Consider the following 20,606-nt stretch of genomic DNA (forward strand, 5'->3'; position numbering starts at 1 on the left):
TTCTGGCAGGGTAATTTGGTTTTAGAAGAAAACTTCTATCCCTAAAGGAGAAACTATGTCGAAAGAGCGTGCAAATTCTCTCTACCCCTCGGCGCTGACTCGTCGCTCGAAAGTGGGGATTGTCGGTGCCGGTTTCGTTGGTACTGCTCTCGCCTATGCGTGCCAGATTAAAGGTGCAGCTCGCGAAATAGCTCTATTCGATATAAATAAAGCTAAGGTCGAAGCGGAGGCTCTCGACCTTGCACACGGGATTCAGTTCACCCCTGCCGCTTCAATATCCGGTTCAGACGATGTTGAGGTCTTACGTGACTCGGACGTTATCGTGATTACCGCCGGTCCGCAGCAAAAACCGGGACAGTCACGCCTAGATATGGTGCAGGCGATGGTAAACATCATGAACTCTATTTTGCCGAAAGTGCTAAACGTTGCCCCCGATGCCATTTATATCTTGGTCTCTAACCCGGTAGATATCGCTACCTATATGGCTCTAAAGATGAGCGGTTTGCCCTCGCACCAGGTTTTTGGTTCCGGAACGGTACTTGATACTTCCCGGATGCGTTACCTAATTTCGCAAGAAACCGGGGTTGCAGTCCAAAATATTCACGCCTATATTGCCGGTGAACACGGTGACTCCGAGGTTCCGCTCTGGTCCAGTGCCGAGATTGGTAACGTGCCGCTCTCGCGGTGGGGAGCCACCGTCGGGGGAGGAATTTTTGATGATAAGCTGCAAAAACGGATAGCGAAAGACGTAGTGGAATCAGCCTACCGGATTATTGACGGAAAAGGGGTAACTAATTTCGCGATCGGGCTGGCAGTAACCAACATTATCTCCGCAGTAATGCGCGATGAGGATCGGGTTCTAACCGTTTCATCCCTACTTGACAACTGGAATGGTATCTCCGGGGTATGTATGGCAGCCCCAACTCTGGTGGGTCGCTCCGGGGTAGGGCGCGTACTAGATCCGCCGATTACCCTAAATGAGCGAGATGCTCTGACCCGCAGCGCAGAAAAACTGTCCGAGGTCGCTAAATCGGTAGGGCTATAACCTAACTTCGTTAGCGGACATAACTAGCTATTTAGCTGATGGGTGGTCTTAAGATAGGGGAACTTCCCAGCTTAAGGCTAACCCGTTAGGTTTAGCTGCCTTAACGAGGCAAATACCGCCGTGGCGGCGGGCGCGGCTCTTCAGATTATCAAGACCAGACCGGCGGGTAACGCTAGGATCTAGGCCATGCCCATCATCGGTTACTTCCACCTGGATAGAGCCGTTACAGCCCATACCGCTAATTTTTACCACCACCTGTGCAGAGGATGCCCCCGCATGGCGTGCCGTATTAGACAGGGCTTCACGTACTACCGCCACTACGTCATCACAAATATCGTGTCCGACCCGTTGATCGGCTTCTTCAATCAAGATTTCTTCCCTAGCCGGGTTTGAAGCCGAGAGGGTTTCTCCATCTATTTCTAAAACGAAAGAGGGCGCGAATCCCAGTAACCGCCGAGCCAGGGAAGCTTCTCGGCGCAGCCGTTCAACTAAATCTACCGCCGCATCTGGTTCTCGCAAATTGTGGACAATCGCTCTAATCTGTTTAACCGAGTCATCTACACTGGCCAAAGCCTTTTCCATCAGGGACTCCGCCTGAGAGAAATCCAGATTAGTTTCACTGGCAAAAGTTGCTCGAATCCGTTCTAACTGCATACCGGTAGCGAAAAGCTGTTGGATTGCGAGGTCATGCAAATCTTCCCCAATTTTGGCGCGCTCATCTAGCAAAGTTGCAATATCGGCTGCATGTTTAGCATCAGCGATTTCGAGGGCGAGAGCCGCTTGGGTAGCAACCTGTTCCGCCATAGCTAAAACCTCAGGGTTGAACTCTGGTTTACCTGGTAGACGTAAAAGCAGTAATACCCCGATAGCGTGCGATCTGGCTAATAGGGGGACGTAGAGAGCGGCACCGAACTTGGACAGTTCTTGTACCCGTAAAGTGGTCGCTCGCGCCAAGGAATCAACGATTAAACCTTGACCTTCTGCAAGTACCGTGCGGGCCCGTCCTTGTGGAGGAAAAGCCACCCCAATCAGTTCGCTCGCACCATATCCGGAAGCAATCTCGCAAACCCAAGAATCACCGACCGAGGGTAAAACCAGTAAAGCAGTATCGGCTTGCGCTACTTCCCGTACCGATTTCGCAATAAACTGCAGGGCGTCCTCTTCATCCGTACCCTCTAATAGAATCGTGGTGAGCTGCTGGGACACCTGGGTCCAGCGTTCGCGTGAGCGCGAAACCTCGTAAAGACGCGAGTTTTCTATCGCTACTGCGGCTAGAACTGCAAGTCCTGATACGTATGCCAAGTCGTGTTCACTGTATCCTCCGGGACGATTACACAGGTAGAGGCGACCATAGACTTGTTCATGGATACGCAGCGGTACCCCTAAAAACGAGTGCATTTCCGGGTGTGAGGGCGGATAGCCGGTAAAACGCGGATCGGAAGCCAAATCATTAGAGATAACGCCGTTATTTACCGGAACATCTCCGATAATTCCGCGTCCTACCGGGGGATGTCCCATTGATGCACGCTGTTTTTCGCTCACCCCGTGAGTATAAAAAGCGCTGGTCTCCCCACGAGAGTCCAAGATAGCTAAGGCTCCATAGGGCGAGGATGTCATGGCGCACGCCTGATCTACGAATGCCTGCAAAACTTTGTCTTGCTCTAGGTTTCCCATCAGGCGTAGCACAGAGGATAACAGGCGCGAACTATCTTCTGATAGCGACGAATGGTTATCTAAACTGCTATCTAAAGGGCGAGAAGCGGCAATTGGGTCGGGTAAATCCGGGTTGTCGGAACTTGATAAGCCGGGGAAACTTGGTAATGGAACGTTATCAAAAGACATCAACCTGCTCCTGGCGGATACTCCAGGCATAGCCTTGGTGGGTTTCTAAGAGTTCTTTATGAGTGCCTGAAGCGACAAAGGTTGCTGGCTCGTTGGGATTGCCGTGGGGCTTATCCATAATAAATACTTTATCTGCCTGGTCGAGGGGGGTTAAACGATGGGTTACCAGGATGACTCCCCGTTTTTGTTCTTTACTGCCGGAATTTAATAAATCTCGCAGCAGAGCGTCAGCGGTTTCGGCGTCCAAGTGTTCTCCGGGCTCATCAAGCGCTAATAGCGGTGCTTTCGCTGCCATAGCGCGTGCCAAAAGAATCCGGCGACGTTCACCACCAGAAATAGTGGTTGCGCCCGAACCTAGCTCGGTTTCTAAACCATCTGGCAGTGAAGATATCCATTGCCCCAAACCAGCCTCTTTAAGTAGTTCTTCCCCCTCTTTAGCTGAAAGCTGACCATTAGCTACTCGCAGGTTTTCTAAAATAGTGGTTTCAAAAATATGGGCATCCTCGGGAGTAATTACGAAGCTGGCCGCAGCCCGAATACGCGGTAAGGAGAAAATATCTACCCCATCAATTTTTACGCTCCCAGAAACTGGTTTTAGCAGTCCAGCCAGGGTGTAGAGCAGGGTGGTTTTCCCGATACCGGATTGCCCGACAATCGCCAGGTGATTGCCTGGTTCTAGACGTAAATTAATCCCCTCGGCTACTACCGGACCCCCCGGCCAGGCAATAGCTAAATCCTTAGCTTCCAGAATACTGGAAGCGCTCCGGTTGCGGGGAATAATTGGCTGTTCGTCCTCGTCAGTCATTTTTACCTGTTCCTGCGCCGGAAGCATATTCATTATCCGAACCGCTGAAGTAGCCGATATTACTAGCTGTTGAGCGGCCGGTCCGAGCTGTGCGGTTCCCTCGAAAGCAGAAAGGGGAGTAAGTGCCAGCACTGCCAGCATTACCTCGGGGATAGATTGGTGATTTACCGCCGAAATCCCGAAATAGGCAGCCATGATTACCGCCATTAACATTCCGAACACGTCGATAGCCTCTGCCAAGGCAGCTGGTTTTGCGGAGGAATCCTTTGCCTCATAGAGCTGATCTTCCAGCTTCGACAGGCCAGAAAGTACCTGTTGAGTTTGACCATCTACCGTGATTTGGGCAGCGCCATCAACCATAGTCATTGCCACTTCGGAAATCTGGGCGCGACTTTGAGTTTCGCGCTGCTGGGAAATTCGGGTAGCACGGATAGTGAAAAGGGGGCCGACCAGGCCAGATAGCAGTAGACCTAGTGCCAAGAAAAGACCGGCTCTCCAATCCACTAGGCTGATACCGACCACGGTTATTATCCCCACAATAGTGGCAACCATGGCTGGTAACAGGCTTTTTACCACGAAATCACCGATATTGTCTACATCGGTTCCCATCCGATCTAGAATGTCTCCTCGTCGCAAGCTGGCAATCCGGGCGGTGTCGGAATAGGAAAGACTTCTGTAAAGATTGGTGCGCAGGGTAGTCATCCCGGACACCCCCAACTTGTGGGAGGCTAACCGTTCCAGGTAACGGAACACCGCTTTGGAAATCCCGAAAAAACGCACGGAAACAACCGCTACCTCCAGGTAGAGGACGGGCGGCATTTGGGAGGCACGGGCAATCAGCCAGGCTGCGGTAGCGCCTAGGGCAATGGTGGCGCCCAATCCGGCTGCCCCCAAGAAACAAGCCAAAAACAAGGTGGCAGGTTTTAGTTCTAAGAGCTTTATAGCCCGTTTAAGTGCCTGGCGTTCTTCGGTGGTAATAAACCAAGTTTTCATACTATTGCAACCCCCGTGTCGAGCCTAGAAATTCGGGAATCTCTGCCTCGCTGGCTCGGGCTGCCTGGGGCTGAGTATCGTGATAACGTTCCGCTTCTTCAGCGGTGAAGGGAACTGAAGATATCCGCACTACCTGATCAGCTAGTTGCGCTAGCTCTTGGCGATGGGCAATCAAGACTACAGTTTTACCGGAATTTTTTAGATGTTGAACTACTTGCGCCACCTGTGCCACCAAATGGGCATCTAGATGTGCGGAAGGCTCATCTAGGACGATTAGTTGTTTCGTGGAGAGCAAAGCCCGCACCAGGGCGAGACGCTGACGCTGTCCTACAGATAGTCCTTCTCCTCCTGCCCGTAGGAAAGTGTTCCAGCCTTCGGGAAGTTTTGCCACTACCTCTTCAAATCCTGCTAAGCGAGAGGCTTGTCGAACCTCTCTTCCGGGAAGTCCCTGTGGGAAAAGCTCTTGTAGATGCGGGTGTGACTCTGCAATGTTTTGAGCCAAAGTTCCAGGTAGAAGTATTGGTATTTGGGGTAGCCAAGAAGTTTGCTGCCACCAGGATTCAGGGGAGATGTCATCTAGGGAAATGGTATTCCCGGTGCTATCACAAAGAGTGATTTCGCCCCGGTCGCAAGCTAACTGTTTTAACAGTGCCATGACTGTGGTGGTTTTACCTTCCCCAGATTTACCTACTAAAGCGGTGATAGTGGCGGGCTTAATAGTTAGATTCACGTTATTTGGAGCCCAAGCTCCGCGTGAAGCCATAGTGAGGCCGCTAAGAGTAATGGTGGTGTCGGTCAAATTGGGAGCCGGCTGGTCACCGCCAGTAGCTGGGGAAGTTTCTAGGATTTCAAAAGCAGATTGGGAAGCAGCGACCCCATCAGCGGAAGCATGGAAGAACTTGCCTACTTGACGTACCGGCGTGTACACCTCTGGTGCAAGCATAATCGCGATTAGACCAGTGTAAAGGTCAAGACCACCACTTACCATTCGCAGTCCTACCGTGACTGCCACGATTGCTACCGAAAGAATAGAAATAAACTCCAATACCGCTCCCGATAGAAAGGCGATACGTAAAGTAGCCATCGTGGTTTGGGTATAGGTTTTACCAATCGAGGAGATTTGTTTTTCCGGGCCGCGGTGTCTGCCCAGGCTCTTCAAAGTGGCAAGACCGGCAATTAAATCTAGTAGTTGCCGTCCCAAGTGTTGCATCGTAGCCAGACGGCGATCAGAGGCGCTTTGAGTCATCTTCCCAATAATCACCATAAAGATAGGAATCAAGGGAATAGTAATAATGGCTACTAGCGCCGACCAAAAGTCCATTACCGCCATGACCACTAAGACCAGGGGAGTGACGGTAACCGCTAAAATCAGTTGCGGAATATAATCAACGAAGTAAGGACCGAGTTTTTCTAGCCCCCTAGTAGCTAAGGTAACTGTGTCGGTACCTTTACGTGCTAACCAGCGCGGTCCCAGTTTCAAACAATGTGCCAGCACTTGGGCGCGCAATTCTCGAATCGCTTTCTTGGCTGATTTATGTTGATGGTTTGCACGAAAATAGGTTAGACCCACCCTAGCCAGGGAAACGATTGCTAACCAGAATGCAAAGTGAGCTACTTGCCCCCAGGTTTGCCGTAAAGATATAACCGGAGAAATCAACGCAGCTATCAGGAAACATTGGGCGATAACTAACCCTGCTTGCATAATGCCGGTTATTGCAGTTATCGCAATCGATAGGCGTGCTGAGCGAGCATATTTCAGCAGTTTCGGATCAAGTGGTTTCAAAACGAGTGTCCTCCATGCAAATAATAGGACTATTTTCCCACAGGAAGTAGAAAACTCTAAACCTTGTTCATCAGTAGTCGCCGCGTACGCGCGGGAGAGGGATTTCTCCTCCCACGCTCATTCCAGGTTGGTTACTTCGAGTGGGGGGGGCTAGGTTTTATCCGAGTGGGTGCGGTGGGCATAAGAATTCGGAAAATGTCGCTACGTTTTCCGAATTTCTTGGGCGGGAGGAAAAACCTAGCCCCCCACATCCTTGTTCCGAGTGTTTTCCTACCCCAGATCGGTTATCCGAAGCAGGCAGATGCCTTCGCGCTCATTCCAGGACTGAGATGTCGGTAACCAGCGCCGGGGCGGATTATGCCTCGCGCCCCGAAATCCGTAAAAATGCTTTGGCATTTTTACGGATTTAACGCCCGAAGCCTACCCCTCGACATAAATCCGCCCCAGCGCTTGGGGCAGCGGTTTAAGTTGGGTGATATAAATAGTGCTGGTCTTGGCTATTTAGCCAAGACCAGCACTATTTATTCAGTTTTGATTAATCGACAGCTCGCAGAAAGTTATCTGGCAAGTGCCGATTATTTGCCTAGCTTTCCGCGAGGAAAGAAGCACCCTGACGAATCTTTTCCCACGGTAATCCGGGGTTTTCATCTAGTTCTTCAAGGGTGACTTTCAGGGGCATACGAGTGTAGCTCCAGTAGGTGTAACCCAATACGATAGGTACTACTATCAGCGCAATCACTAGCATAATCGCTAAAGTAGACTGCGATGAAGAAGCATCCCAAATCGTCAGCGAGAACTTCGGATCTAGGGAGGACTTCATAGCGTTGGGAGCCATGGCGGTAAAGATCCACGCTACTGCACCTGCAATCCCGACAGAGTGAGCGAGCAATGCACCCCATGCGGAGCCACGAAGAGCCATCAAGACGGTGGCGACAAATGCCAAGGCCGCAATGATTAGCGGAATCCAAGCCATTACCTGGGTGGCGTATAGGAACTGTCCCCACAAAGCGGCGACTGCAACTAGCACGGTGTCTGCAATCGCGAACTTGCCGAGCAGGTTCTTTGCACGGTTCTGAACCTCACCAGTGGTGCGCAGCGCTAAGAAAGCCAAGCCTTGCGTAGCGAATACCAACGCCAGCATTACCCCACCCGCAATGGTGTAGGGGGTTAGTAGCGAGAGGAATACGCTGCCTAGGGGAGCGCCTTGGGAAGTGAAGTTGTGTACGTGCTTGCTGAGGTCAGTAGCCCCTGCCAAGGCTTCGCCGGGGGTGTTGTACTGGGTAATCGCGATGTTCATACCCTGTACCAGGTTGGCGAAAGCCACTCCGAATAGAACCGGAACCAACCAGGCGACAATGGTCTGCCAAGTGTCCCAGCGACCGCGCCAAGCGGCAGAAGACACCTTGGTGCGCCACTCAATAGCGCAGATACGAATAATTAAGCAGAACAGAATCAAGAACAGTGCCAGATACATTCCCGAGAACATGGTGGCGTACCATTCTGGGAAAGCAGCGAAAGTTGCGCCTCCGGCGGTCAGTAACCATACCTCGTTTCCGTCCCAAACTGGGCCGTAGGTTTTTTGTACCTGAGTGCGTTCGCGGTCAGTCTTGGCAACCATCGGCATTACCATTCCAGCACCGACACCGAATCCTTCTAGTACCAGATAGCCAGTCCACAGGACGGCGATCAGGATGAACCAAATAACTTGAAGAATAGTCATCTCTTTGATCTCCTATCTGACTTAGTAAGCAAAGCTTAGGTTCTTGCCGGCATCCTCGCCATGTACTGCCTTTTCATTGGCACTGACGTGAATACCTTCCTTTACATAACGCTTAATCAACAGGAACCAGACAACGCCGAGTGCCAGATAGATTAGCGTGAAGCCTAGCAGGGTAACCAGTACTTGCCAGGCGGGAACCGCAAATGAAAGTCCATGCTCAGTGAGCATAAAGACCGAGGACGCATCGACATCCATCTGTACCGGATGGACGATGAAAGGCTGACGTCCCCATTCGGTAAATAGCCAGCCGAAAGTGGTGGCTAAATAGGGCATCGGCAAACACCAGATAGCGAACTTGGCCAGCCCGCTCGACTTGGAAATCTTTCCACCCTTGGTGGCGATTAGACCCCAAATAGCTAGAATCGCCGAGAAGATACCGAAAATCATCATCAAGCGGAAGCTCCAGAAGCTGAACATGATGTTCGGGCTGAAATCGACCGTTTGTGACTGCATATTGTATCCGCGTTGGCTGAGAATTTCAGAGAACAGTGAACCGTACTTTTGGTTCAAAGTGTCCAGACCTTCTACCTTGCCGGTGAAAGAGTTGGTAGCCATGAAGGAGTAGACTCCGGGAACTTCGCCAATCTTGGTGATTTCATCGCATTTTGCGTTCAAAGGACCAAAAGCTGCAATGGTAAAGGGTGCGCCTTCACCGGCGTTTGGCGTCTGACATAGCGCTTCGGCGGCAGCCATCTTTGCAGGCTGATCCTTGGCTACTAGCTGACCTTGAACGTGTCCGGTAACGGCGGTTAGCAGACCGCCAACAATCATAACCAACATGCCAAAGCGGGCAATCGGACGCCAGATATCGCGAGCCTCGGTTTCAGCGCCGGCATTGGCCGAGCGAACCATCCACCAGATAGCAATGCCGGCAACGAAGGTGCCGACCAACAACCAGGAGGTAGACAATACGTGAGTGTAGGCCGCCCAGAGTACCGGGTTAAGCAGTACCTGGAAGAATCCGGATAGGCCATCCAGTTGCGCACGACCGGTTTCCGGATCGAAAGTTGCGCCTACCGGATGCTGCATCCAGGAGTTTGCCCCAATAATCCATAGAGCAGAAGTGTTTACCCCAACGAACACTAGCCAAGCGCAGGTGAGGTGAGCTTTCTTGGATAAACGACCCCAGCCGAAAATCCAAAGTCCCAGGAAGGTGGACTCCATGAAGAAAGAAATAAGAGCCTCACAAGCTAGCGGCGCGCCAAAGATGTCGCCCACGAAGCGGGAGTACTCAGACCAGTTCATACCAAACTGGAATTCTTGCACGATACCGGTAGCTACACCGAGTGCAAAGTTAATTAGGAACAGTTTCCCAAAGAACCGTGTCGCCTTCAGCCAATATTCCTCACCGGTTTTGTGCCATTTGGTTTGCATAATGGCAACTAGGAGGGACATGCCGATGGTGAACGGAACCAGGATGAAATGGTAGACGGTAGTAATACCGAACTGCCATCGCGCCAACATGGTGGCATCTAATGCTGTTGAAGCAATAGTCATTCTGCTCGCCTTTCCGTTTCTAGTCGGTTTAGAAGTCGCTGTAGTTTATGAGCTTGCTTACGCGCAGTCCATAGTGACAGCGTTGTCACTTAGGTTAGCGCGTTTTTAAGCCGGTCGCTAAGGATTTCTCAGGATTCTCTAAGAAAAACCTCGGTTTTACGACAGAATTAAGAATTATGGAATAATGATGATGGTTGGTTTTTGTCGTCGCATCACGGGGAAAACCACTCCAGAGGGACTATTTTCCTAGGAAAACTCTCTGGCGCGGGTAAATGTTTCCGCGTAGACTAAGGCTTCCGTCCTAGAGGGCGGCGTAATATAGGGGACTCGCCGGTGCGGGCGTGTCCAGGTGAGACAAGTGGTGAAAAACCCTAATAATAACGAAACAGTTTTTAATCAAAATAGTGGGATTCTATTTTCTGGACCGACTTTTTCTGCTTCAGAGAAACCGGATTCGGCTCCCAAAGTTCCCCCGCTGCTAACTGCGGCTCCAACTTTTGGGGCTCCGATGTTTGCGGCTGCTCCTGCTCCGGCTGCGGATAATGGCGAGGAGACGCCCTCTAAAAATGAGAAAGCTTCAGGGGGCAAACGCAAGGGGAAGAAAAAGGGCGAGGACGGCTCTGAGGCGACCTCTAAAATTTCAAAAGGTAAGGCAGAAAAGAAAAGCCGTACCTCCAAGAAATCTCGCAAATCAGACGAGGCAGAGACAGTCAGCGAGGCAGATAGCGCCAGTAAGGACGCTCGTTCAGCGCGCGGGGACTCCAAAGCGGACCCTCAAGAGGGTAAGGCGGTTAGTGCTGGTGAACAAGCTGGTGACTTGGAAGCGGCTGGCAGTCACCGTCGGCGTAGAAGGCGCACGCGCGCTAGTGCTGACGCTAGTGACGAAATTGAGCAAGTTAAAGGCTCTACCCGTCTAGAGGCAAAGAAACAGCGTCGCCGGGAGGGGCGTAAAGAGGGGCGGCGCCCGAAAGTTATTACCGAATCCGAGTATTTGGCGCGGCGAGAAGCGGTTGAGCGCACTATGCTAATCCGTTCTAAGGGCGGGCTCAATCAGATAGCTGTTCTAGAAGATAATGTCCTGGTTGAACATTATGTTTCCCGTCATACTCAAACTACGATGGTGGGCTCGGTTTATCGCGGAAAGGTACAAAACGTCCTTCCCTCTATGGAGGCGGCTTTCGTCGATTTAGGGCGCGGACGTAACGCGGTTCTTTATGCGGGGGAAGTCAATTGGGACGTCGCGGGAATGAAAGGTCGTCCTCGCCGCATTGAAGAGGCATTGAAACCGGGGGATTCGGTTACCGTTCAGGTAACAAAAGATCCGATTGGTCACAAGGGTGCACGTCTGACTTCTCAAATTACTTTGCCGGGACGTTTTCTGGTGCTGGTTCCAGGCGGATCTATGACCGGGATTTCTCGCAAACTTCCCGAGGGTGAGCGGCGACGTTTGAAGAAGCTCCTTAAAGTAATTGTCCCTAAGGATTTCGGGGTGATTATTAGGACGGCAGCTGAGGGAGCCAGCGAGGAACAGCTTCGTCAAGATGTGCAGCGCTTACAAAAACAGTGGGAGAAAATAGAAAAGAACGCTGCGTCCTCTAAATCTGCGCCCTATTTGCTGCACGGAGAGCCAGAACTAGCTTTGCGGGTAGTTCGAGACGTGTTTAACGAGGATTTCCAAAAGCTGGTGGTGCAAGGCAGGGATACTTTTAGCCAAGTCGATTCCTACGTCAAGGAATATGCTCCTGACCTGCAAGAGCGAGTAGAACAATGGGTGGGGACGGACGATATTTTCGCCGCTCATCGAGTTGATGAACAGCTGGCCAAGGGAATGGATCGTAAGGTCTGGTTGCCCTCGGGGGGTTATCTGATTATCGACCGCACCGAAGCTATGACCGTGATTGATGTGAATACCGGTAAATATACGGGTGCGGGCGGTACTTTAGAGGAAACTGTTACCCGCAATAATCTAGAGTCTGCTGAGGAAATCGTTCGTCAGCTGCGACTGCGCGATATTGGCGGAATTATTGTTATCGACTTTGTCGATATGGTGCTCGAATCTAACCGTGACTTGGTTTTACGGCGTTTGGTGGAATGTTTAGGACGTGACCGCACCCGGCATCAGGTTACGGAGGTTACCTCTTTGGGCTTGGTGCAGATGACCCGTAAACGGGTAGGTGAAGGGCTGGTAGAGGCGTTTTCAAGTCCCTGTGAACATTGTGAAGGGCGCGGGTTTATTGTCCATAGTCAGCCGGTGGAAAACGGTTCTAATTGTGACGAGAATTTGGGTTCGGTAAATCAAAAACGGGAAGCTAAAGAGGAAAAGCGTTCGCAAACCGATTCAAAGAATCGCGCCTCTATGGCAAAGGTAGCCGCGGCGGCCAGCAAGGCTCATGACGAGCAGTTAGAGTTAGAAACCGGTGAGCAGGAATCTCCGGCAGAGACGGCAGAGGGGGATAACCCCGCCCAACCTCAGGATGATAACGCTGCTAAAGCTGGCTTTAATTTGAACAAGGCATCTAAAGAGGATGATAAGGGTGTTGCCGTGCAGGTTGCATCGGTTGAGCAGCAAACGGAAGTATCTGAACAGCCGGCAGTAGCGAAACCGGAATCTAAAAAGGTCGAGCGCGGCTTAAGAGGGCAGGCGCGGGCAGCAGCTACCTCTGGGACAGTTACCCCTTCTTCCCAGGCAGCGGTGATGACTATTCAAAGTGCGGGCGCCGCTAAAGCTATTAGCTTAGAGCAATTGGGGGCAGGTGCTCCTACCTGGGAAAAGAAAAACGAAACGGATACAGACTCAGGGGGGCAGGAGCCTCGGCGTCATGCCGCTGTAACCGGCTAGGGTTTGGATAAGGATATACGTTTCTCCCGCCGCCTTTTAGGGCGGCGGGAGAAATATTTTCAGGCAGCAGATAACTTCAAAATCTCATAATGTGAATGTTTTCGTCCGACAGGTGGCGGATGGGATTACTTTGGCTCTAAGTAATTGCGCTCAGGTGATTGCTTGTCCCATCAATAAGGAGTTGAAATGTCTGAAAAGGTTTCGCAGTCTAATGCGTCCGATAAGACCAGCCGACAGTCGTGGGGGACACAATATGGATTTCTGATTGCGGCGATTGGCTCTGCAATCGGTTTGGGAAATATTTGGCGTTTCCCCGGTGTCGCCTATCAAAACGGTGGCGGTGCGTTCATTGTTCCCTACCTGATTGCGCTACTAGCTATTGGGCTGCCGATGCTAATGCTGGACTACGCGATTGGTCACAAGTTTCGCGGTTCTCCTCCACTGGCACTAGCCAGGGTAAATAGGCGAACTGAAGCCGTGGGCTGGTGGCAGGTCGGCGTGTGCTTCTTTATTGTCGTTTACTATGCGGCGATTATCGCCTGGGCGCTGCGCTATACAGTTTTTTCTTTCACTCGCGCTTGGGGAAATGACCCTGCCGGATTCTTTTCCGACAAGTTCTTGCAGGCTCGCGACACGACCTCTATTTCGATTACTCCCGTTTGGGGGATAGCTCTCCCTTTGATTTTGGTTTGGGTAGTTACCATTGTGTTAATCGCCCTCGGAGTTTCCCGCGGTATCGAGTGGATTACTAAAATCTGTATTCCGCTGCTGGTGGTGCTGTTTATAGCTATGGTAATCAAGGCATTAACCTTGCCGGGCGCAACCGATGGGTTAAATAAGTTCTTTACCCCCGATTGGAGCGCCCTGTGGAATGGGAAAGTTTGGATAGCAGCAGTTGCCCAAATCTTCTATTCTCTGTCGGTAGGGTTCGGAATCATGATGACTTACGCTTCCTACCTTAAGAAACGGTCTAATCTGACCGGTACCGGTCTAGTTGCCGGTTTTGCTAACTCCTCTTTCGAGGTGCTAGCCGGAATCGGAGTCTTCGCCACCTTGGGATATATGGCACACCTACAGGGAACTTCAGTAGACAAACTGGAAAATATTTCCGGCGTGTCACTCTCTTTTATTACTTTCCCGCAAATCATCAACGAAATGCCTGGAGGCGGGATTTTTGGCGCGCTTTTCTTTGCCTCGCTAGTGCTGGCCGGGATTACCTCAATGGTGTCCCTAGTACAGGTGGTAGCTGGGGCTTTCCAAGACAAGATTGGTTGGACTTCCAAACAAGCCTCGGTGATTCTCGGGATAGTGTTAGCGGTGGTCTCGGTGTTCTTCTTTGGAACTACCACGGGGCTCGCTGCCCTAGACACAGTCGATAACTACATCAACACTATCGGGGTAGTAGGAGCGGCGCTTTCACTGTGCGTAATCGTAACGGTGGTTACTCCCTCCCTACGTTCCCTGCGGGTTCATTTGAACGTAACTTCCTCCGTGAAAGCCGGTAAATGGTGGGAGGGACTCATCGGGTTTGTAATCCCGGTGCTCCTAGTGTTCATGCTGGTACCGAACCTGGTGGACTTAATTTCTAACGGTTACGGAGACTATCCGCGCTGGTGGACAAATACCTTCGGTTGGGCAATGTTAGGGATTCTCTTGGTATTCTCGCTGGTTATGCCCCGCTTAAAGTGGCATAAGAGCGCGGAAATATCGCCCTCGTTCAACCTAGAAAACGTGGACTGGAACAAGGAGGAAGACTAGCTATGACTGGTGAAGCTATATTGATGATGCTGGTCGCCATCCTAGTGATTTGGGGCGGCCTGGTGGGGTCGGTAGTGGCGCTGCGGCGGGTGGATCCGCCCTATCAAAAAGGTGAAGACTATTCCGCAACCGACTTTAACCCTCACCCCGGATTAACAGAAGCTGACTTTGTGGAAAAACAAGCTCAAGAGGGCGAGGAAGCAGTTAAAGCCAGCAAAGGCTAGCTTAGAGCTAGGTAGCTCACTCGATATGGCGCGCAAGAGTTTCTTGCGCGCCATAATCTTTTATCACTAGGCGTTGCGTCGCCAGGTTATTGCCGGGCAGGAGTGCCTTTTAGTGCTTGGATAACTCCGTAACAGGCGACTGCTCCCGCAGCTGCCACATTTAAGGAATCCACCCCGTGACTGAGCGGTATCTTAACTAGCAGGTCGCAACTGTTCAAAGCTCTTTTAGTCATCCCCGGGCCCTCAGTGCCTAACACTAGGGCAACTTTAGGATTTTCACCCGCTTGAACTTTGGTACTTAAAGACGCGCAAAAATCCGGCAGCAAAACTGCTGTCGGACTAAGAGCCAATCCCGCAACCATAAAGCCTTTCTCTTTCAGGCAGGAGGTATCTGGCCAAGCATCAATCCTGGTCCAGGGCAAAGAAAATACCGTACCCATTGACACCCTAACTGCCCGGCGGTAAAGCGGGTCTGCACAATTGGGGCTGGTAAGAACGGCATCAAAACCCATAGCGGCCGCTGAGCGGATAGCCGCTCCCACATTGGTATGATCAACCAAATCCTCTAATATCAACACCGCGCGCGAACCTTTTAACACCTTCTGCAAAGAAGGCAGGTCAGGTCGTTCCATAGCTGCGATAGCCCCCCGATGCATTCGAAACCCGGTTAGCTCAGTCAGCAGTTGCTCATCAGCTACAAAAATCGGAAGGTTTGCGGCATCAACACCTAAAATATCGTGTAAACGTCCTATCCAATGCCGGTTAGTCAAAACTGAGCGAGGTCGGTGACCGGCCGCTAGTGCCCTTTCAATTACCGAAAAACTTTCCGCTAAATAAAGTCCGTGTTCAGCCTCGAAACTTTTACGCAAATTCACGTCTTTTAGCTGGGTAAAATCCCGGATTCGCGGATCAGATAAATCGGTTATAGAAATCAACACCTATCTATCCTAAGGCTTTACGTTGGCAAAGAGTTTTCCACACTTTTTACTTTTTCTCTTTATCCTTACCGGTTTATCTAACGGTTTCCTCTTAAAAAAAGATGCGCGAAAGTGACAGGAAACGATTAACAATTAAAGGAGCAGCTATGACAACTACCTCTTCGCCGACCCGTAAATCCGCAAGTTGTGATGTGGGACAGCGTCTTAACGGAAGTGAACTGTTTTCTCTGTCCACTCCGGAGTTTTTAGGAGCACAAGGTGATAAAACTCTTCTAAAAATGCTGCAAGACGATCCGGAACTGCCCTCTGGTCTTTACGGGCCACTCGGCTGGGTTGCGCAAACAAAAATTCCGTTAATCCTAAAGGACTATTTGGCAGCTGGGCAGGGTATCGGTGACTATCAACGATTTCATGGATTAGAAGCTGCAGGGGCGCGAAAACTATTGGATGCTCTTCCCAGAATAGCCCTGGCAGACCGGCAAAATGATGCCCCAACCTTGTTATCCTTCCTTAACGCCTGTATTGCTAATCCTGGCAGGGTCTATTTATCGGGGTATCTCATCGGTTCTTCTCGCTGGGACGAACGGGTCAGCGTAGACACCATGTTTATTGTGGAACCATCAGCCGAGGGGGGTCTAGAGCCCACCCCGGATGAGGCTCGACAAATCTGGCGTAGCTACCAGAGTAAACTCTCGCTCGGGCAAGCCTTAGCGCCAGATGAACTCTACAGCGCAGATCCGCGTTGGGCTCATCCTGGCTGGTGCCTGTGGTGGGATTAGGGACTAAAACCATATTTAGAACTGGGGTGAGCGATATTGCTGCCAGGATTTAAGCACCTGGGGCTGCTATTAAGTAAAATTGAGGACGTGCTATACCGTTTCGTATTTAATCACTGGATTTCACGGCTTGATGCCGAAAAATGTCACAACGCCACTATGAAAACCCTGCATTTAATCTCGCAAGTTCCGGGACTAACCTCTGTGCTGAGAGTATTTTTCTCCGGTTCAGTTGGCTCTTATAGCAGCGGTTGGGTAGGTAATGCTGAGGGACTGAAAGGCTTAGCTAGACCAGTTCCCGGATACTTAGGGCTAGCTGCGGGAATGGATAAGGATGCGTTAGCTCCTGCCCAGTTCACTGCTTTTGGTTTTGCTTTTGTGGAGGTAGGGACAGTAACTCCTCGTCCTCAACCCGGAAACGATAAACCCCGACTATGGCGGATATTGCCTTTGCGGGCAGTCCGAAACCGGATGGGGTTCAATAATCGAGGAGCCGAAGAAATAGCACGGCGTTTACGTAAGCTACGTAGCAGCCGGGCAGGTCGTAGCCTAGTTTTAGGGGTGAATCTGGGAAAAAATAAGACTACTGACCTGAACGACGCGGTAGAAGATTACCGTATCTCGGCTCGTTTATTAGCTAAATATGCTGACTACCTGGTAATTAATGTTTCTTCCCCCAATACGCCTGGGTTGCGCAGCTTGCAATCTACGCAACAGTTACGGCAAATCGCACAGGCAGTAATCACTAGCGCACGTAAAAGCGCTAACCGGCAAGTTCCAGTGCTGGTCAAACTGGCTCCCGACCTGGAAGATGCGCAACTGATAGAGCTAGCTGACCTGGTTAAAGAAGTGGGACTTGCCGGAGTAATCGCCACCAACACCACCATTAACCATGATTTTGGTGAGGGCGGGCTATCGGGAGCACCCTTAAAGGAACGGGCTTTGCAAGTGGTTCGCCTGTTACGTGCCCAAATAGGTGAAGACTATTTGATTATCGGATGTGGCGGAATCGAAGATGCTGCTAGCGCTCGTGAGTTCCTGGACGCTGGAGCCGACCTGTTAGAAGCCTTTACCGCCATGATTTATCAAGGTCCAAGTTTCGCCGGTCGGATTAATAAGCAGCTCAGTGCAGATTTGCCAGCCCTGCCGTTACGCAGGGCTGGCAAAGCGTGAAACCACTTAGGCTCGCGAGAGCATATAGGCACGAATATCGCCAGCGTATTCACTAATATCGGGACGCGGCCCGCGCGGGCCAGAAGGGCGAGGACGGCGCATTCTGCGCGGACTTGCCAGGCGCATCAGAATATAACGCCCGTTTCCTTTCTTTACCCGTTTATCGCCCTCGGTAACTCCAAGGAGCGCCCGATTGATAATCACAGTGGTCACCACGGCTTCAATAATCGCCAGTAGCAGCAAACCCCACATGCTGAACAGTAAAATCGCATTTAGCTGTTGGTTACGTGAAAAAGCAATCGACAAAATCAAGAAAGCCAAGACTACCGGCATAAACAGCTCTCCGATAGCAAAACGGGCATCCACAAAATCACGGATATAGCGGCGAATTGGTCCCTGATCGTTATAGGGCAGATAACGCTCATCACCGGTACCATCCAGGGCGGCTTGCTGTTTCTTATAGATTCGGTCGCGCTGCTCGCGACGACGCTTACGGGCTTCTTTCTTATCAACCACTAAGGGGCGCCGATTTTTAGCTTCCGCAACTTTGCGCTTAGGGGTGGGGTGTCCCTTGCCGTCACCCTTTTCAGCTAGTGCTGGGCTATCTTCGACTTTTTCTTTTCCAAAAAGTTTCACCCATCCAGGTTATCTAGCCAGAGCGGGCATAGGAAATCTGCATCCGGTATCTGTTCGCCCTATGTGCGAGCGTTCTTTACTAAAGCCGGGAATAACAGGGTAACCTGGCAACTATGAGCGATATTTTGAAAATGAAAGCAGCTTCCCAAAGCGTTTTTGATGATGTAAAAACCCAGTTAGCAAACTTGGTGGCTATCCCGTCAGTTTCCTCAACCTCGCGTGAGCAAGTCGAAAAATCAGCCCGCCAGGTAGCGGAATTATTTGGCTCTTTGGGAATGGAAACCCAAATAAAGACCGCCCCCACCGGCAGTGGGGAAGAAGGAATGCCAGCAGTTATTGCCCGCAAAATAGTTAGCCCGGAAGCTAAAACCGTGCTGCTTTACGCCCACCACGATGTACAACCGGCCGGTCCGCTAGAACGCTGGAACACGGATCCGTTTGTTGCCACCGAAAAGGACGGTCGCCTCTATGGGCGGGGCACTTCTGATGACGGAGCTGGGGTGATGGTTCACTATGGGGCTCTGGCTGCTCTAGGACAAGATTGTCCCGTCAATGTAACTTGTTTCATTGAAGGAGAGGAAGAGATAGGTTCGCCCTCGTTTAGGAACTTTATTGAAAAATATCGAGAAGAGTTAGCGGCAGACGTAATTATTGTGTGCGACTCCGATAACTGGAGAGTAGGCGAACCAGCGCTTACTGCCAGCCTGCGGGGGGTTGCCAGCCTAGATGTGAAAATAAAAGTAATGGATTCTGCCCTGCATTCGGGGGCGTTCGGCGGTCCGATTCTGGATGCGGTTACAGTCGCCAGTTTGCTACTAGCAAAATGCTATAACGAGGACGGATCCCTGGCTGTCCCCGGTCTGGGTGGCTCTACCAGAGCTGATGTTCACTATCCAGAACAGTTATTTAAGAGTGATGCCGGGTTAGTTGCTAGCTACCAGTTAGCCGGAAAAGGCGACGTTGCGGCTCGTCTGTGGAATCAGCCCGCTCTATGCGTTATCGGTTGGGATCAGCGTTCGCGGGCCGAAAGCGCAAACGCCCTCATGCCGGAAACCTGCTTGCGACTATCATTAAGAACCGCTCCCGGTACCGATAGTGAGCAGTGCGCCCAGGCATTAGCCAGTTTCTTACAAGAAAACGTACCTTTTGGGGCGCAAATCGAAACCGAAATCCTAGAGTGCGGTCCGTCCTATCAAGCCCAAGTGTCACCGGCAGAAAAGGATATGAAATGGGCTCTATCTGCTGCCTGGGATAAAGAGGCAGTCGATATTGGGTGTGGGGGAGCAATCCCCATGACCGCTGACCTGGCGCAAGTCTTCCCGCAGGCCGATATTTTAATCACCGGGGTGGAAGATCCTGCCACTAACGCCCATTCGGAAAATGAATCCCAAGACTTGGGGGATTTGCAAAACGCGATTTGTGCCGAGGCATTATTCCTGTCCCGTCTAGGTGGGCATCTTTAAGTGCAGGTAATTGTTGCCACCTCCGCAACCAAAAATGCGAGCGGAAAACATTTAGGGGAAGCATTTAAGGCTGGGTGGCATGGGTATCGCTCTGGCGACAACTTGCAGGTAGTCCCGTACTCCTACGATTTTTCCGAAGTCAGTGCAAGCTGCGAAGTTGGGGATTTATTTGCAAATACCACTGACCCTTTCCAGGTGGGAAGCCAGTTGCCGGCACTACTAGAGAAAAAATGCCCAATTTATTTGCCCGCGTGCCAAACAACAGCCGGTCTGCAAAGCGAATATCTGCCCAATAGCGCCCTCACCCCACCCGCACATCGGAAATTATCAGATTTTCCCGACCTATTAATTTCCGGTATCGCCAAATCCTACGGTGAGGAGCAACCAAGCGCGCAAACCTGGGAAAACTTGGCGCACGTCCTCAGGAATGCTTCAGTAGTCTGCGCAAGCCGAAAACCCTTGTTTTCCAGTTCCGGAGTGCTATCGGAAATCGCAAAAACCGACCCCGAAACAGCCCAGAAAACCAAGGAAAACTGGGAAAAGGTTTTAGGAAAAACAGAGGTATTTGGGGCAAGCCGTTATTTAAAGCTCACTAACCCCACCCAGGGTGCAAAGAATACCCGGCAAAAGCGGCGCGGTCACCTGAGCGGAGGCGGAGCTGGATGGGGCGTAGGAGAGCTACTAGCTAGCCTGGGAGCCAGAATCGATTTTGTAGCCGATTTCCTGGATGCTCACACCCGCCTACCCCAGTTTTTAGCGAGCGCAGATTTGCTAGTGGCGAATACCGCAGAGCTTTCCCCCTGGAATCTTTCCGGCTCCCCGCTGGAACACCTATGCCACTTATCTGCCCCTAGCGGAATTCCCATAGTGGTAGTTACCAGCGAAAATAATCTTAGTAGGGGAGAGTCAGCCGAGATGGGAATTGACGGGATATATCAATTTCCCGCCGATATTGCGGGAATGAAACAGGCAGGACTTCGCTTAGCGCGTACCTGGTCGCGATAGCCAGCAGGGGTAAGGTTGGACTAGGCTAAGGAAAGACTTAAACATACTA

At 51.3% G+C, this 20,606-nt stretch carries 15 protein-coding genes; 8 read left to right on the top strand and 7 right to left on the bottom strand.

The genetic code is table 11. The features are described from left to right. Positions 1 to 55 precede the first annotated feature (55 nt). Entirely contained in the window at positions 56 to 1,045 is a 990-nt protein-coding gene (locus tag PG728_RS02225; RefSeq protein WP_072509371.1) for an L-lactate dehydrogenase, read from the top strand. 48 nt (positions 1,046 to 1,093) lie between these two features. Here PG728_RS02225 and PG728_RS02230 read toward each other — a convergent pair whose 3' ends face one another. The 5 genes from PG728_RS02230 to PG728_RS02250 form a co-directional block, all read right to left on the bottom strand. Then, positions 1,094 to 2,887, bottom strand: a complete 1,794-nt coding sequence (locus PG728_RS02230; protein ID WP_079985821.1) for a sensor histidine kinase — start codon at positions 2,885 to 2,887, stop codon at positions 1,094 to 1,096. Then, positions 2,877 to 4,685 carry a thiol reductant ABC exporter subunit CydC gene (gene cydC, locus PG728_RS02235; protein ID WP_270625536.1) on the bottom strand — a complete coding sequence of 603 codons (1,809 nt, stop codon included), beginning with the start codon at positions 4,683 to 4,685 and terminating at the stop codon, positions 2,877 to 2,879. The genes PG728_RS02230 and cydC overlap by 11 nt, the downstream gene beginning before the upstream one ends. A gap of 1 nt (position 4,686) precedes the next feature. Then, positions 4,687 to 6,468 carry a thiol reductant ABC exporter subunit CydD gene (gene cydD, locus PG728_RS02240; RefSeq protein ID WP_270625538.1) on the bottom strand — a complete coding sequence of 594 codons (1,782 nt, stop codon included), beginning with the start codon at positions 6,466 to 6,468 and terminating at the stop codon, positions 4,687 to 4,689. Between the two features lie 583 nt (positions 6,469 to 7,051). After that, positions 7,052 to 8,188: a cytochrome d ubiquinol oxidase subunit II gene (gene cydB / locus PG728_RS02245; protein ID WP_270625540.1), complete on the bottom strand. Its 1,137-nt coding sequence runs from the start codon at positions 8,186 to 8,188 to the stop codon at positions 7,052 to 7,054. A gap of 21 nt (positions 8,189 to 8,209) precedes the next feature. Then, positions 8,210 to 9,745: a cytochrome ubiquinol oxidase subunit I gene (locus PG728_RS02250; RefSeq protein WP_072509375.1), complete on the bottom strand. Its 1,536-nt coding sequence runs from the start codon at positions 9,743 to 9,745 to the stop codon at positions 8,210 to 8,212. A 358-nt stretch (positions 9,746 to 10,103) separates the two neighbouring features. Between PG728_RS02250 and PG728_RS02255 the strand changes: the two genes are divergently transcribed. The 3 genes from PG728_RS02255 to PG728_RS02265 all read left to right on the top strand — a co-directional run bounded on the left by PG728_RS02255 (position 10,104) and on the right by PG728_RS02265 (position 14,566). After that, positions 10,104 to 12,584, top strand: coding sequence for an Rne/Rng family ribonuclease (locus tag PG728_RS02255; protein ID WP_408648185.1), 2,481 nt, complete (start codon positions 10,104 to 10,106; stop codon positions 12,582 to 12,584). A 186-nt stretch (positions 12,585 to 12,770) separates the two neighbouring features. Next, entirely contained in the window at positions 12,771 to 14,342 is a 1,572-nt protein-coding gene (locus tag PG728_RS02260; RefSeq protein ID WP_270625543.1) for a sodium-dependent transporter, read from the top strand. Positions 14,343 to 14,344: 2 nt separating this feature from the next. Beyond that, positions 14,345 to 14,566, top strand: a complete 222-nt coding sequence (locus PG728_RS02265) for a methionine/alanine import family NSS transporter small subunit (RefSeq protein WP_270625545.1) — start codon at positions 14,345 to 14,347, stop codon at positions 14,564 to 14,566. An 86-nt stretch (positions 14,567 to 14,652) separates the two neighbouring features. On the opposite strand, the gene PG728_RS02270 is transcribed toward PG728_RS02265, so the two are convergent. Next, on the bottom strand, positions 14,653 to 15,504 hold the full coding sequence (locus tag PG728_RS02270) for a TrmH family RNA methyltransferase (RefSeq protein WP_270625547.1): 852 nt from the start codon (positions 15,502 to 15,504) through the stop codon (positions 14,653 to 14,655). A 146-nt stretch (positions 15,505 to 15,650) separates the two neighbouring features. On the opposite strand from PG728_RS02270, the gene PG728_RS02275 reads away from it, so the two are divergent. After that, positions 15,651 to 16,283: a hypothetical protein gene (locus PG728_RS02275; RefSeq protein WP_270625548.1), complete on the top strand. Its 633-nt coding sequence runs from the start codon at positions 15,651 to 15,653 to the stop codon at positions 16,281 to 16,283. Positions 16,284 to 16,319: 36 nt separating this feature from the next. Then, a complete protein-coding gene (locus tag PG728_RS02280; protein WP_270625550.1) occupies positions 16,320 to 17,453 on the top strand; it encodes a quinone-dependent dihydroorotate dehydrogenase in 1,134 nt (377 codons plus the stop codon). Between the two features lie 6 nt (positions 17,454 to 17,459). Here PG728_RS02280 and PG728_RS02285 read toward each other — a convergent pair whose 3' ends face one another. Continuing rightward, positions 17,460 to 18,089, bottom strand: coding sequence for a DUF3043 domain-containing protein (locus PG728_RS02285; RefSeq protein WP_270625551.1), 630 nt, complete (start codon positions 18,087 to 18,089; stop codon positions 17,460 to 17,462). 113 nt (positions 18,090 to 18,202) lie between these two features. On the opposite strand from PG728_RS02285, the gene PG728_RS02290 reads away from it, so the two are divergent. Next, on the top strand, positions 18,203 to 19,552 hold the full coding sequence (locus PG728_RS02290; RefSeq protein WP_270625552.1) for a M20/M25/M40 family metallo-hydrolase: 1,350 nt from the start codon (positions 18,203 to 18,205) through the stop codon (positions 19,550 to 19,552). Further along, complete coding sequence (locus PG728_RS02295) at positions 19,553 to 20,557, top strand: hypothetical protein (protein ID WP_270625553.1); 1,005 nt, start codon at positions 19,553 to 19,555, stop codon at positions 20,555 to 20,557. It abuts the gene before it with no gap. Positions 20,558 to 20,606 lie beyond the last annotated feature (49 nt).

The sequence above is a fragment of the Varibaculum timonense genome (assembly GCF_027694345.1).
GTDB classification, from domain to species: Bacteria; Actinomycetota; Actinomycetes; order Actinomycetales; family Actinomycetaceae; genus Varibaculum; species Varibaculum timonense_A.